The 12,957-nt window shown below is 61.2% G+C and carries 16 protein-coding genes; 12 read left to right on the forward strand and 4 right to left on the reverse strand.

Translation table 11 applies throughout. The features are described from left to right. Nucleotides 1–193: 193 nt before the first annotated feature. The 10 genes from ccmA to ABTV87_RS08075 all read left to right on the forward strand — a co-directional run bounded on the left by ccmA (nt 194) and on the right by ABTV87_RS08075 (nt 7,576). Complete coding sequence (gene ccmA, locus ABTV87_RS08030) at nt 194–829, forward strand: cytochrome c biogenesis heme-transporting ATPase CcmA (protein ID WP_007959232.1); 636 nt, start codon at nt 194–196, stop codon at nt 827–829. Further along, complete coding sequence (ccmB, locus tag ABTV87_RS08035; protein WP_007959235.1) at nt 826–1,494, forward strand: heme exporter protein CcmB; 669 nt, start codon at nt 826–828, stop codon at nt 1,492–1,494. Before ccmA ends, ccmB begins: the two co-directional genes overlap by 4 nt. A 77-nt stretch (nt 1,495–1,571) precedes the next feature. Then, on the forward strand, nt 1,572–2,327 hold the full coding sequence (locus ABTV87_RS08040) for a heme ABC transporter permease (RefSeq protein WP_007959237.1): 756 nt from the start codon (nt 1,572–1,574) through the stop codon (nt 2,325–2,327). Continuing rightward, on the forward strand, nt 2,324–2,500 hold the full coding sequence (gene ccmD / locus ABTV87_RS08045; RefSeq protein ID WP_003222944.1) for a heme exporter protein CcmD: 177 nt from the start codon (nt 2,324–2,326) through the stop codon (nt 2,498–2,500). The genes ABTV87_RS08040 and ccmD overlap by 4 nt, the downstream gene beginning before the upstream one ends. Beyond that, nucleotides 2,497–2,952, forward strand: coding sequence for a cytochrome c maturation protein CcmE (gene ccmE / locus ABTV87_RS08050; RefSeq protein WP_011333086.1), 456 nt, complete (start codon nt 2,497–2,499; stop codon nt 2,950–2,952). The genes ccmD and ccmE overlap by 4 nt, the downstream gene beginning before the upstream one ends. A 3-nt stretch (nt 2,953–2,955) precedes the next feature. Further along, nucleotides 2,956–4,944, forward strand: a complete 1,989-nt coding sequence (locus ABTV87_RS08055) for a heme lyase CcmF/NrfE family subunit (protein ID WP_221534221.1) — start codon at nt 2,956–2,958, stop codon at nt 4,942–4,944. Continuing rightward, nucleotides 4,941–5,477: a DsbE family thiol:disulfide interchange protein gene (locus ABTV87_RS08060; RefSeq protein WP_007959246.1), complete on the forward strand. Its 537-nt coding sequence runs from the start codon at nt 4,941–4,943 to the stop codon at nt 5,475–5,477. The genes ABTV87_RS08055 and ABTV87_RS08060 overlap by 4 nt, the downstream gene beginning before the upstream one ends. Continuing rightward, nucleotides 5,474–5,944 carry a cytochrome c-type biogenesis protein gene (locus ABTV87_RS08065; protein ID WP_221534220.1) on the forward strand — a complete coding sequence of 157 codons (471 nt, stop codon included), beginning with the start codon at nt 5,474–5,476 and terminating at the stop codon, nt 5,942–5,944. Before ABTV87_RS08060 ends, ABTV87_RS08065 begins: the two co-directional genes overlap by 4 nt. Then, nucleotides 5,941–7,143, forward strand: a complete 1,203-nt coding sequence (gene ccmI / locus ABTV87_RS08070; protein WP_085605820.1) for a c-type cytochrome biogenesis protein CcmI — start codon at nt 5,941–5,943, stop codon at nt 7,141–7,143. Before ABTV87_RS08065 ends, ccmI begins: the two co-directional genes overlap by 4 nt. A gap of 25 nt (nt 7,144–7,168) precedes the next feature. Beyond that, nucleotides 7,169–7,576: a hypothetical protein gene (locus tag ABTV87_RS08075; RefSeq protein WP_085605822.1), complete on the forward strand. Its 408-nt coding sequence runs from the start codon at nt 7,169–7,171 to the stop codon at nt 7,574–7,576. Between the two features lie 149 nt (nt 7,577–7,725). On the opposite strand, the gene ABTV87_RS08080 is transcribed toward ABTV87_RS08075, so the two are convergent. Next, nucleotides 7,726–8,193 (reverse strand): helix-turn-helix domain-containing protein, encoded by a 468-nt coding sequence (locus ABTV87_RS08080; protein ID WP_433899838.1) that lies wholly within the window; start codon nt 8,191–8,193, stop codon nt 7,726–7,728. A 279-nt stretch (nt 8,194–8,472) separates the two neighbouring features. Here ABTV87_RS08080 and ABTV87_RS08085 point away from each other — a divergent pair, with 279 nt between their 5' ends. Beyond that, the gene (locus ABTV87_RS08085; RefSeq protein WP_085605824.1) at nt 8,473–8,877 is read left to right on the forward strand and encodes a type II toxin-antitoxin system HicB family antitoxin; all 405 of its coding nucleotides are present in this window, start codon (nt 8,473–8,475) and stop codon (nt 8,875–8,877) included. Nucleotides 8,878–8,922: 45 nt separating this feature from the next. Here ABTV87_RS08085 and ABTV87_RS08090 read toward each other — a convergent pair whose 3' ends face one another. After that, complete coding sequence (locus tag ABTV87_RS08090) at nt 8,923–10,110, reverse strand: MFS transporter (protein ID WP_085611510.1); 1,188 nt, start codon at nt 10,108–10,110, stop codon at nt 8,923–8,925. Between the two features lie 241 nt (nt 10,111–10,351). Between ABTV87_RS08090 and ABTV87_RS08095 the strand changes: the two genes are divergently transcribed. Next, on the forward strand, nt 10,352–10,972 hold the full coding sequence (locus ABTV87_RS08095) for a hypothetical protein (RefSeq protein WP_433899227.1): 621 nt from the start codon (nt 10,352–10,354) through the stop codon (nt 10,970–10,972). Between the two features lie 55 nt (nt 10,973–11,027). Here the strand turns inward: ABTV87_RS08095 and ABTV87_RS08100 are convergent, their stop codons facing one another. Together ABTV87_RS08100 and ABTV87_RS08105 are read right to left on the reverse strand one after the other, a co-directional pair. After that, nucleotides 11,028–12,026: a sulfate ABC transporter substrate-binding protein gene (locus tag ABTV87_RS08100; RefSeq protein WP_221534212.1), complete on the reverse strand. Its 999-nt coding sequence runs from the start codon at nt 12,024–12,026 to the stop codon at nt 11,028–11,030. Between the two features lie 106 nt (nt 12,027–12,132). Beyond that, nucleotides 12,133–12,957 carry an ion transporter gene (locus tag ABTV87_RS08105; RefSeq protein ID WP_433899228.1) on the reverse strand — a complete coding sequence of 275 codons (825 nt, stop codon included), beginning with the start codon at nt 12,955–12,957 and terminating at the stop codon, nt 12,133–12,135.

Below are 12,957 nucleotides of genomic sequence, written 5' to 3' on the forward strand. Positions count from 1 at the left end.
GGACACAACCTGAGGAAAATGCACTCTGGAGAGAGGATGGCGACATGTATAATGCCGCCCGTCGTTCCAGGAGTGGCGAAAACATTGCAATTGTTTGACGCAGCTCTCTAGATCGAGCCGTCAATGCATCTATGCTGCAACTCTTTAACGGCCGCGCCAGAGCCGACTTGAACCGTATAAGGCCCGTGAACCCTTGACCAGTCCTGTCCTGCAAACCGTTGCCCTCGCGTGTGAACGTGATCTCAGACTGCTCTTCGACAATCTCGAATTGAGACTGGCCAGTGGCGATATGGTGCAGATCAGCGGCCCCAACGGCAGCGGCAAGACCAGCCTGCTGCGTTTGCTGGCCGGTCTGATGCAGCCGACCGACGGTCAGGTACTGCTCAACGGCAAGCCGCTGGGCGAGCAACGCAGCGAGCTGGCGCGCAACCTGCTGTGGATCGGCCATGCCGCCGGGATCAAGGATCTGCTCACGCCGGAAGAAAACCTCGCCTGGCTCTGCGCCCTGCATCAACCCGCCGAACGCGACGCGATCTGGCAGGCCCTGGCGGCGGTTGGATTGCGCGGTTTTGAGGATGTTCCCTGCCACAGTCTGTCCGCCGGCCAGCAGCGCCGCGTGGCACTGGCGCGGTTGTATCTGGACAGCCCGCCGTTGTGGATTCTCGACGAACCGTTCACCGCGCTGGACAAGCAGGGCGTGGCACAGCTTGAAGAACACCTGGCCGGGCATTGCGAACGGGGAGGGCTGGTGGTGCTCACCACGCACCACACGCTGAGCCGTATGCCGGCCGGTTATCGCGACATCGATCTGGGGAATTGGGCGGTATGAGTGTGTTCGGCCTGCTGGTTGCCCGTGAATCCCGACTGCTGTTCCGCCGCCCGGCGGAGCTGGCCAATCCGCTGATTTTCTTCGCCATCGTCATCGCGCTGTTCCCGCTGGCCGTCGGACCGGAAACTCAAGTATTGCAAAACTTGTCCCCGGGGTTAGTCTGGGTGGCGGCATTATTGTCGGTCCTGCTCTCGCTGGACGGGCTTTTCCGCAGTGATTTCGAAGATGGCTCCCTTGAACAGTGGGTCCTTTCGCCGCACCCCCTGCCACTTCTGGTATTGGCCAAGGTGCTGGCACACTGGCTTTTTTCCGGGCTGGCACTGGTTTTGCTCTCGCCGTTACTGGCGCTGATGCTCGGGTTGCCGGCTGCGTGTCTGCCGGTATTGCTGCTTTCGTTGCTGCTGGGAACACCGGTGCTGAGCTTGCTCGGCGCGGTGGGCGCGGCGCTGACGGTCGGTCTGAAACGCGGTGGCCTGTTGCTGGCGCTGCTGATTCTGCCGTTGTACATCCCGGTGTTGATCCTGGGCAGTGGCGCCTTGCAGGCGGCGTTGCAGGGCATGCCGGCGATTGGTTATCTGTTGTGGCTTGGTAGCCTGACCGCCCTGGCAATAACCCTGACACCCTTTGCAATAGCTGCTGGCCTGAAGATCAGCGTCGGCGAATAATGAGGTCTGGTTAAAATTTAACCAGCAAAGACCCTGAGACTGCTCACACCGATGAGCGGCACCGTGATGGAAACAGTATGAACTGGACCTGGTTTCACAAGCTCGGCTCGCCCAAGTGGTTCTACGGCATCAGCAGCAAGTTGCTGCCGTGGTTGAGCATCGCAGCGTTGTTGCTGATCTCCGTTGGCGTCATCTGGGGCCTGGCCTTCGCGCCGCCGGACTATCAGCAAGGCAACAGCTTTCGCATCATCTATATCCACGTACCCGCCGCGATGCTCGCTCAGTCGATCTACGTGATGCTGGCGGTGTGCGGCGTGGTCGGGCTGGTGTGGAAGATGAAACTGGCCGACGTCGCCCTGCAATGCGCCGCACCGATCGGCGCGTGGATGACCGCCGTGGCGCTGGTCACCGGGGCGATCTGGGGCAAGCCGACCTGGGGTTCGTGGTGGGTTTGGGACGCGCGGCTGACCTCGATGCTGATTCTGCTGTTCCTGTATTTCGGCGTGATCGCGCTGGGCAACGCCATCAGCAACCGCGACAGCGCCGCCAAGGCCTGCGCGGTGCTGGCCATCGTCGGTGTGATCAACATTCCGATCATCAAATACTCGGTGGAGTGGTGGAACACCCTGCACCAGGGCGCGACTTTCACCCTCACCGAAAAACCGGCGATGCCCGTCGAGATGTGGCTGCCGCTGCTGCTGACGGTGCTGGGTTTCTACTGTTTCTTCGGCGCCGTGCTGTTGCTGCGCATGCGCCTTGAAGTGCTCAAGCGCGAAGCCCGCGCCAGTTGGGTGAAAGAAGAAGTGCAGAACAGCCTGGAGGCCGCTCGATGAGTTTCGCGTCATTCGGCGACTTCCTCGCCATGGGCCATCACGGCCTGTATGTCTGGTCGGCCTACGGCATCTGTCTGGCGGTACTGATCCTCAACGTGGTGGCGCCGATCGCGGCCCGCAAGCGTTATCTGCAACAAGAGGCGCGTCGTCTGCGCCGGGAGAACGGCAAGTGAATCCGCTGCGTAAAAAGCGTCTGATCATCATCCTGGCAATTCTGGTCGGGGTCGGCGCTGCCGTCGGCCTGGCTTTGAGCGCCCTGCAGCAGAACATCAACCTGTTTTACACCCCGACCCAGATCGCCAACGGCGAAGCGCCGCAGGACACCCGCATCCGCGCCGGCGGCATGGTCGAGAAGGGCTCGCTGCAGCGCTCGACGGATTCGCTGGACGTCAAATTCGTGGTCACCGACTTCAACAAATCCGTGACCATCACCTATCGCGGGATCCTGCCGGACTTGTTCCGCGAAGGGCAGGGCATCGTCGCGCTCGGCAAGCTCAACGCCGATGGCGTGGTGGTCGCCGATGAAGTACTGGCCAAACACGACGAGAAATACATGCCGCCGGAAGTGACCAAAGCCCTGAAGGACAGCGGCCAATCCGCACCAACCCCTGCGAAGGAGGGTTGATCGATGACATCCAGCATTTTCATTCCCGAGCTCGGCCATCTGGCCATGATTCTGGCGCTGTGTTTCGCGCTGGTGCAGGCCGTGGTGCCGTTGCTCGGTGCCTGGCGCGGCGACCGTCTGTGGATGGGCCTGGCGCAGCCGGCGGCGTGGGGGCAGTTCGCATTTCTGCTGTTCGCCTTCGGTTGCCTGACCTATGCGTTCATGACCGACGATTTCTCCGTGGCTTACGTCGCGATGAACTCCAACAGCGCGCTGCCGTGGTACTACAAGTTCAGCGCCGTGTGGGGCGCCCACGAAGGGTCGCTGCTGCTGTGGGCGTTGATCCTCGGCGGCTGGACCTTCGCGGTGTCGGTGTTCTCGCGGCAGTTGCCGCAAGTGATGCTCGCTCGCGTGCTGGCAGTGATGGGCATGATCAGCACCGGTTTCCTGTTGTTCCTGATCCTCACCTCGAACCCGTTTTCGCGGATCCTGCCGCAGATCCCGGCCGACGGTCGTGACCTCAATCCGTTGCTGCAGGACATCGGTCTGATCGTGCATCCGCCGATGCTCTACATGGGCTACGTCGGTTTCTCCGTGGCCTTCGCGTTCGCCATCGCCGCACTGCTCGGCGGTCGTCTCGATGCGGCGTGGGCACGCTGGTCGCGTCCGTGGACCATCGTCGCGTGGGCCTTCCTCGGCATCGGTATCACCCTCGGTTCGTGGTGGGCTTACTACGAACTCGGCTGGGGCGGCTGGTGGTTCTGGGACCCGGTGGAAAACGCCTCGTTCATGCCATGGCTGGTGGGCACGGCGCTGATTCACTCGCTGGCGGTCACCGAGAAACGCGGCGTGTTCAAGAGCTGGACGGTGTTGCTGGCAATTGCCGCGTTCTCCCTGAGCCTGCTCGGCACCTTCCTCGTGCGTTCCGGCGTGCTGACCTCGGTGCACGCGTTTGCCTCGGATCCTGAGCGCGGCGTGTTTATCCTGATCTTCCTGCTGTTTGTCGTCGGTGGTTCGCTGACCCTGTTCGCGCTGCGTGCGCCAGTGGTCAAGAGCCAGGTCGGCTTCAACCTGTGGTCACGGGAAACCCTGCTGCTGGGCAACAACCTGGTGCTGGTGGTGGCCGCGTCGATGATCCTGCTCGGCACCCTGTATCCGTTGATTCTTGATGCGATCAGCGGCGCCAAGCTGTCGGTCGGCCCGCCGTACTTCAACGCGCTGTTCATTCCGTTGATGGCGCTGTTGATGCTGGTGATGGCGGTCGGTGTGATCGTGCGCTGGAAAGACACCCCGGTGAAATGGCTGGCCAGCATGCTCACTCCGGTGCTGCTGGGCAGTGTTGCGCTGGCGGTGGTGGCCGGCGTCGCTTACGGCGATTTCAACTGGGCGGTGATCGCGACATTCCTGCTCGCGGCCTGGGTGTTGCTGGCCGGTGTGCGCGACATCTTCGACAAGACTCGTCACAAAGGCCTGATCAAAGGCCTGCCGACCCTGACCCGCAGTTACTGGGGCATGCAGATCGCGCATCTGGGCATCGCCGTCTGCGCGCTGGGCGTGGTGTTGTCGAGCCAGAACAGTGCCGAACGTGACCTGCGCCTGGCGCCGGGCGAGTCGATGGATCTGGCCGGTTATCAGTTCGTGTTCGAGGGTGCCAAGCACTTCGAAGGCCCGAACTTCACCTCCGACAAGGGCACCGTCCGGGTGATCCGCAACGGTCAGGAAGTCAGCGTGCTGCACCCGGAAAAGCGCCTGTACACCGTGCAGAACTCGGTGATGACCGAGGCCGGGATCGACGCCGGTTTCACCCGCGACCTCTACGTCGCCTTGGGTGAACCGCTGGGTGATGGCGCCTGGGCAGTGCGGGTGCATGTGAAACCGTTCGTGCGCTGGATCTGGTTCGGCGGCCTGCTGACCGGTTTCGGTGGTCTGCTGGCGGCGCTGGATCGGCGTTATCGGGTCAAGGTCAAAGCCCGCGTGCGTGAAGCGCTGGGCATGGAAGGAGCCGCTGCATGAGACGTTGGTTGATGCTGGTGCCATTGGCGATTTTCCTGCTGGTGGCCGTATTCCTTTATCGCGGTCTGTATCTGGATCCGGCGGAGCTGCCGTCGGCGATGATCAACAAGCCGTTCCCGGAGTTTTCGCTGCCGGCGGTGCAGGGCGACAAGACCCTGACCAAGGCCGACATTCTCGGCAAACCGGCACTGGTCAACGTCTGGGGCACCTGGTGCATTTCCTGCCGGGTCGAGCACCCGGTGCTGAACAAACTCGCCGAGCGCGGGGTGGTGATCTACGGGATCAACTACAAGGACACCAACGCCGATGCGTTGAAGTGGCTGGCCGAGTTCCACAATCCGTATCAACTGGACATCCGCGACGACGAAGGCTCGCTGGGCCTGAACCTCGGTGTCTACGGTGCGCCGGAAACCTTCTTCATCGACGCCAAGGGCATCATCCGCGACAAGTACGTCGGGGTGATCGACGAGCAGGTCTGGCGGGAAAAACTGGCGGCCAAGTATCAGGCGCTGGTCGACGAGGCCAAGCCATGAAGCGCTTTTTAGCTGCCATGGTGCTGGGCTTGAGCCTGGCCGGTGTGGCCCACGCCGCCATCGATACTTACGAGTTCGCCAAAGAAGGCGATCGCGAACGTTTTCGCGAACTGACCAAGGAACTGCGCTGCCCCAAGTGCCAGAACCAGGACATTGCCGACTCCAACGCGCCGATTGCCGCCGACCTGCGCAAAGAGATTTTCCGCATGCTCGGCGAGGGCAAGGACAATCAGCAGATTATCGACTTCATGGTCGACCGCTACGGTGATTTCGTCCGCTACAAACCGGCGCTCAATGCCAAGACCGCTTTGCTATGGTTCGGCCCGGCCGGCCTGTTGCTGGGTGGCTTCGTGGTGATCGCGGTGATCGTCCGCCGCCGTCGCGGGCAGCGCGCCGAGACGCCGCAAACGCTGTCTCCTGAAGAACGTCAGCGCCTCGACCAACTGTTGGATAAAAACCAAGAATGATTGATTTCTGGCTTGCTGCAGGGCTGTTGCTTCTGGTCGCCCTGAGTTTTCTGCTGATCCCCGTCCTGCGTGAGCGTCGCGCCCAGCGTGAAGAGGATCGAACCGCTCTCAACGTCGCGCTGTATCAGGAACGCGTCGCCGAACTGCAATCGCAGCAGGCCGAAGGCGTGCTCGACGCTGCGCAAATGGACAGCGGCCGTGCCGAAGCAGCCCGTGAGTTGCTTGCCGACACTGAAGGTGTGGCGCCGGCGCGGGTTTCGCGTTTGGGCAAGCCGTTGCCGCTGCTGGCAGCCGTGCTGGTGCCGGTGTTGGGTCTCGGTCTATACCTGCACTTTGGCGCGAGCGACAAGGTTGAACTGACCCGGGAATTCGCCCAGGCGCCACAGTCGATGGAAGAAATGACTCAGCGTCTGGAGCGCGCCGTGGCTGCGCAACCGGATTCGGCTGAAGGCGTGTATTTCCTCGGTCGTACCTACATGGCTCAGGATCGCCCGGCGGACGCGGCGAAGATGTTCGAACGCGCGGTCAATCTCGCCGGTCGTCAGCCGGAACTGCTCGGTCAGTGGGCGCAGGCCCAGTACTTTGCCGACAACAAAAAATGGTCGGACAAGGTTCAGGCCCTGACCGATGAAGCGCTGAAAGCCGATCCGAAAGAAGTCACCAGCCTCGGCCTGTTGGGCATCGCCGCGTTTGAAGGCGAGCGTTATCAGGAAGCCATCGACTACTGGAACCGTCTGCTGGCGCAACTGCCGCCGCAGGACAAATCCCGCGAGGCTCTGCAAGGCGGCATCACCCGCGCCACCGAGAAACTGCAAGCCAGCGGCGGCAAGGTCGCCCAGGCACCGGCGGCGAAAGCGGCGGCGTTGTTGAAAGTGCGTGTGGATCTGGCCAGCGAGCTCAAAGCCAAGGTGCAACCGGGTGACAGCGTGTTCATTTTTGCCCGCGCTACCTCGGGCCCACCGGCACCGCTGGCAGCCAAGCGCCTGACCGTCGCCGATCTGCCGGTGACCGTCGAACTGGGCGATGCCGACGCGATGATGCCGCAATTGAAACTGTCGAACTTCCCCGAAGTCCAACTGGTTGCGCGCATCTCCCGTGCCGGTCAACCGACCGCCGGTGAGTGGGTCGGTCGCAGCGGGCCTCTGGCCAGCAGCACCACCACGCCGCAGACACTGACCATCGACAGCCCGGACAAATAGCCGGAACCAACAGGAAAGCACCGCCATGAACGCCATCGCCCGAATCACAGTCCTCACACTGGCCCTGGGCTTGAGCGCATGTGCGGTGCAACGACCGGAGCCCACCACACGGCTGCCGCCGATCCCGCCGTCACAACCCAGCCCGACCCCGTCCACCACCCCGACGCCGAGCAAACCGGGCATCCCGGCCAAACCCGCCAAACCCGTCCCGCGCACCTCCGCCAGCTTCGCCCCGCCACCGGGCGGCAACAGCCACTGGGACCAGAAACTGGGCGTGTACGTGCTCGACGACCAGACCAACACCTTCTACCGCCAGCGCACCTACTACCGCTGGAACAACGGCTGGAGCCGCTCGATCAGCCCCAACGGCCCGTGGGAAGAAACCAACATCCACGGCGTACCGGCGGGACTGGGCAAGCAGTTCGGGGAGTAATGAAAAACGGCGATCTCAGGATCGCCGTTTTGCTGTCTGGGGGTGATGAGTTTTTAAAGGATCGCGTGATAACTGCTGAGTGCCTGGACCGATTTAATCAGGCCTTGTCGTTGCAGTAGATCCGTACAAAGCAGTAAAAGAGGAATGCCTCACTCGTATCCTGTCCTTAACGCCTGAGCCTGCTCTGCGAGAAGCGCCATTGCCTGCTCGCTGGCGGTGGTGCGCCGGGTCTTATAGTCCATCAGATCGGCAAAACGCACACGTCGGTGCTTGCCTGTTTTGTGGTAGGACAACTCGCCGCTTTCCAGCAGTTTTATGAGGTGTGGACGTGAGACGTTGAGGAGGTCGGCGGCTTCCTGGGTCGTCAATTCGGCATGCACCGGTACGACCTGCACCGCGTTGCCGGCTGCCAGTTCCGCCAGAATGTCGATCAGCAAGCGCAGGGCCGAGGTGGGCAGTTCGACGCGATGAGCTTCGTTCTGCTCGTCGAAAATCTGGATGTGCTGAGTCTCGAAATGGGTCGCGAGGTAAGCCGCCAGGGCACGCTGCCCTTCAATGGCGGCTTTTACTTCGCGTTCTACGGGGAGGCTGATGGAGGGATGAACAACGGTCGACATGGCGAGTCCGGTTTTGGAAATGAGGAATGCCGGAACGTTATTCGAAATAAGCAAAAATCGCAATAAACGAAACGAGTATGGAGTTTTATGGTTTTTTCGCCAACAACCCTGCACATATTCAACGAACGCCCGCGCCTTGACACTGGCCAGCCTACCCATAGGAAACACCGCCGACAGGTGGTCAAAACATCCTGCAAAACAACCAACGTTGTGTCACAACCTTCCGCAGGCTACTAAAGGTATCTCTAGAGTTACTTTAATGGGCGAGGCAATTTCACAATGCAATACCCAATCTGCATCGAGTGGGGTGACGAGAATACAGCCATCGGGATTCAGATCCCCGATATTCCCGGCGCGATAACGGCCGGGGATACGTTTGAGGATGCCTACAACGCGGCTGTCGAGATTGCCCACATCATGCTGCAGGAGATCGCGGCGGATGGTGATTCGATTCCGATGCCGACTTCTGCGGCTGCACATCGCAACAACCCGGAGTTCGCGGACATGGGTTGGGGCATGCTCGAGCTGGACATCTCGCCGTACATGGGCAAGACCGAAAAGGTCAATGTGACGTTGCCAGGCTATGTCATCCAGCGGATCGACCGCTACGTGCGTGAGCACAACGTCAAAAGCCGTTCCTCTTTCCTGGCGGATGCCGCCATGGAAAAGCTGGTCCGGCATTGAGCCTCGAGCACTGTCGGATCAGTGATCCGACAGTGCTTTCAGATTCTAGGCCGTTGCCAGAACAGGCTTCTGCGAAGCACTCAAAAACCGCACCAGCGCCAGCAGCGGGAACGCGCTGCCAACAATCACGATCCACAACCAGCCGCCATGCTCGTACACCGCACTGGCCACCGAGGAGCCGAAGGCGCCGCCGACGAAGATGCTGGTCATGTACAGCGCGTTGAGGCGGCCGCGGCTTTTGGCGTCGAGGGAGTAGACCGCGCGCTGGCCAAGCACCATGTTCATCTGTACGCAGAAGTCGAGCACCACGCCGGTCACGGCCAGGCCGATCACGCTGTAGGCCGGGTGGATGAAGGCGGGCAGGAAACTCAGGCTGGCGAACAGCATGGCCAGCAGCGAGGCGATGCGGGTGTGGCCGGCGTCGGCCAGGCGTCCGCTGATCGGCGCGGCGATGGCACCGATGGCGCCGACCAGGGCGAAGATTGCGATTTCACTCTGGGACAGGCCATGGTTGCGCGCCAGTTCCAGCGGCACGGCGGTCCAGAACAGGCTGAACGTGGCGAACATGCAGGCCTGGTAAAACGCTCGCTGACGCAGCACCGGTTGTTTGCGCAGCAGCGTCCACAACGAACCCAGCAACTGGCCGTAAGAGGCACTGTGATCCGGCTGGCGCTTGGGCACGGTCAGCGCCAATACCACGCTGATCGCCGCCATCAAGGCTGCCGCGATCATGAACATCGCCCGCCAGCCGAGATGGTCGGCGACCACGCTCGACACCGGACGCGCCAGCAGAATCCCCAGCAGCAGACCGCCCATGATCCCGCCGACCACCCGTCCACGGGATTCTTCCGGCGCAAGGTGCGCCGCCAATGGGATCAGCACCTGCACCGACACCGAGCTGAAACCCACCAGCAACGAAATCAGCAGGAATACATTCGGTTGATCGGTAAACGCCGCGCCGAGCAGGCTGGCAATCGCCACCACGGTGGTGATGATCATCAGGCGGCGGTTTTCCAGCAGATCCGCCAGCGGCACCAGGAAGAACAGGCCCAGCGCATAGCCGATCTGGGTCAGCGACACGATGAAGCTGGCCATGGTGTCGCTCAGGCCGATGTCCGGCGCGATCAGGCCGATGATCGGCTGGGCGTAGTAGATGTTGGCAACGATGGCGCCGCAGCAGAAAGCGAACAGCAGCACCATGCCTCGGGTCATTGCGTGAGTTGTGGCGGTCATAGGGTTTCTCGATCCAGCGAAAAGGAATGCGGTGAGGCTAAGGGACGGGCCGAGCCGGCAGTAGAGGCTTCTGATCGATATCAGTTATTCCGTTGCGGAACAGGTGGCGCCGAACAATCCATTGTTCATCGGCGAACCTTGCGTCCGACCGTTGAGCGTCGATGATACATTCACTTACATCTTGTTCGATAGCGTGCTTATGTTGTGACCGGGTTTCAGCGTTCATCAACGGAGGATTGCGATGTTTCGTCAGTTGCTTCGCCACACCACAACGATTGCCCTGATCAGTCTGCTCGGCGCCACTGCTGTGCAGGCCGCCGAAGCGCCCGGCATGCGCATGGGTGTGCGCGGCGAGATCACCGGGGTCAGTGCCGACTCGCTCAAGGTTCACGTCAACAGCGGTGAAAACGTCGTGATCCAATTGACCCCGGACACCAAGGTCCGCGCGGTCACCCTGGCCAATATCGAAGACATCAAGCCCGGCAGCTACATCGGTTCGGCCGCCATTCCCCAGGAGGATGGCACGCTCAAGGCGCTGGAGGTTCATGTCTTCCCGCCGGAGCTGGCCGGCAGCGGCGACGGCCATCGGCCGTTCGACCTGACCAAGGGCAGCAGCATGACCAACGGCAGCGTCGGCGATTTGGTGGTGAGCAACGGCCGGGTGCTGACCGTCAACTACAAGGGCGGCCAGCAGAAGATCCTGGTGCCGGAGGACGTGCCGATCGTCAACCTGACCCCGGGCGATCGCAGCCTGCTCAAAGTCGGGGTGAAGATCGTTACCTTCGTGACCCAGAGCGTGGACGGCACGCTGACCGCGCAATCGATCTCGGCGGGCAAGGATGGCGTCAAGCCGCCCATGTAGCCGCACACAAAAAAGGCGACCTCTGCAGGTCGCCTTTTTCATTTCAGCTCAAGCCTTACTGGCCGGAGTAGATCTGGTCGAAGATCCCGCCATCGTTGAAGTGGGTCTTCTGCACGGTGCGCCAGTCGCCGAAGGTCTTCTCGACCGACAGGAAGTCGACTTTCGGGAAGCGGTCGGTGTACTTGGCCAGTACCGCCGGGTCACGTGGGCGCAGGTAGTTGGCGGCCGCGATTTCCTGACCTTGCGGCGACCACAGGAACTTCAGGTATTCCTCGGCAGCGGCGCGGGAGCCTTTCTTCTCGACCACTTTGTCGACCACCGACACCGGCGGCTCGGCTTCGGCGGAGACGCTTGGGTAGATGACTTCGAACTGGTCGCGGCCGAACTCGCGGGCGATCATTTCGGCTTCGTTTTCGAAGGTCACCAGCACGTCGCCGATCTGGTTGGTCATGAACGTGGTGGTGGCGGCGCGGCCACCGGTGTCCAGCACAGGTGCCTGTTTGAACAGCTTGCCGACGAAGTCTTTCGCCTTGTTCTCGTCACCGCCGTTTTTCAGCACGTAACCCCAGGCCGACAGGTAGGTGTAGCGGCCGTTACCCGAGGTTTTCGGGTTGGGCACGATCACTTGCACGCCATCCTTGAGCAGGTCCGGCCAGTCTTTCAGGGCTTTCGGGTTGCCCTTGCGCACGATGAACACGGTGGCCGAGGTGAACGGCGCGCTGTTGTTCGGCAGACGGGTGACCCAGTCTTTCGGCACCAGTTGACCGTTGTCGGCCAGGGCGTTGATGTCGGTGGCCATGTTCATGGTGATGACGTCAGCCGGCAGACCGTCGATGACCGAACGGGCTTGCTTGCTCGAACCGCCGAAAGACATCTGTACGGTGATGTCTTCCTTGTGCTCGGCTTGCCAGTGTTTCTGGAACGCAGCGTTGTAGTCCTTGTAGAAATCGCGCATCACGTCATAGGAAACGTTGAGCAGGGTCGGTGCGGCCTGAGCCACGCTGCCGAAGGCAAGACCAGCGGCGAGAAGTGAGGCGCCAAAGAGTTTTTTCACTGCGCATTCCTTGTTCTGTGGGGGTGTTTTTTTACAAAGATGAGGCCATTTGCCAGCGACTATAGCGGGGCGTGCATAGTCGTTTAAAGATTAAAAAGAACTTTGCTTATTCCATTTTCTTGAACAGCGCATTGCCGCAACGGGAGCAGAACGACGCTTCCTGTTCATGGCTGCTTTTCTTGCACACGGGGCAGTCGTGTTGCAGCTGACCGCCGCGCATGGCGGTGGCCAGTTCAGCGGTGAAAATCCCGGTCGGCACGGCGATGATCGAATAACCGGTGACCATCACAAGCGACGAAATCACCTGTCCCAGTACGGTCCTCGGCACGATGTCGCCGTAACCCACGGTGGTCAGCGTCACGATAGCCCAATAGATGCCTTTGGGAATGCTGGTGAAGCCATGCTCCGGGCCTTCGACCACGTACATCAGGGTGCCGAACACTGTGACCAGAGTGCAGACGCTGAGCAGGAACACGAGGATTTTCTGCTTGCTGCCGCGCAGGGCATCGAGCAGGTAATGCGCCTGTTTCAGGTACGGCCCGAGTTTGAGTACACGGAAGATCCGCAGCATCCGGATAACCCGGATGATCAACAGGTATTGGGCGTCGCTGTAATACAGCGCGAGGATGCCGGGCACGATCGCCAGCAGGTCCACCAGCCCATAGAAACTGAAGGCGTAGCGCAAAGGCTTGGGCGAGCAGTACAGGCGCAGCAGGTACTCGCCGAGGAAGATGATCGTGAAGCCCCATTCGATGTACGCCAGCACATTGGCGTAGTTCTGGTGGACTTCATCGATGCTGTCGAGGATCACGATCACCAGACTGGCGAGAATGATCAGCAGCAGGGTCTTGTCGAAACGGCGGCCGGCCACCGTATCGGTCTGGAAAATGATCACGTACAGGCGATCACGCCATGTGTTGTTGCCGTTCAT

The organism is Pseudomonas sp. PSE1(2024) (assembly GCF_050990555.1).
Lineage (GTDB): Bacteria > Pseudomonadota > Gammaproteobacteria > Pseudomonadales > Pseudomonadaceae > Aquipseudomonas > Aquipseudomonas aphyarum.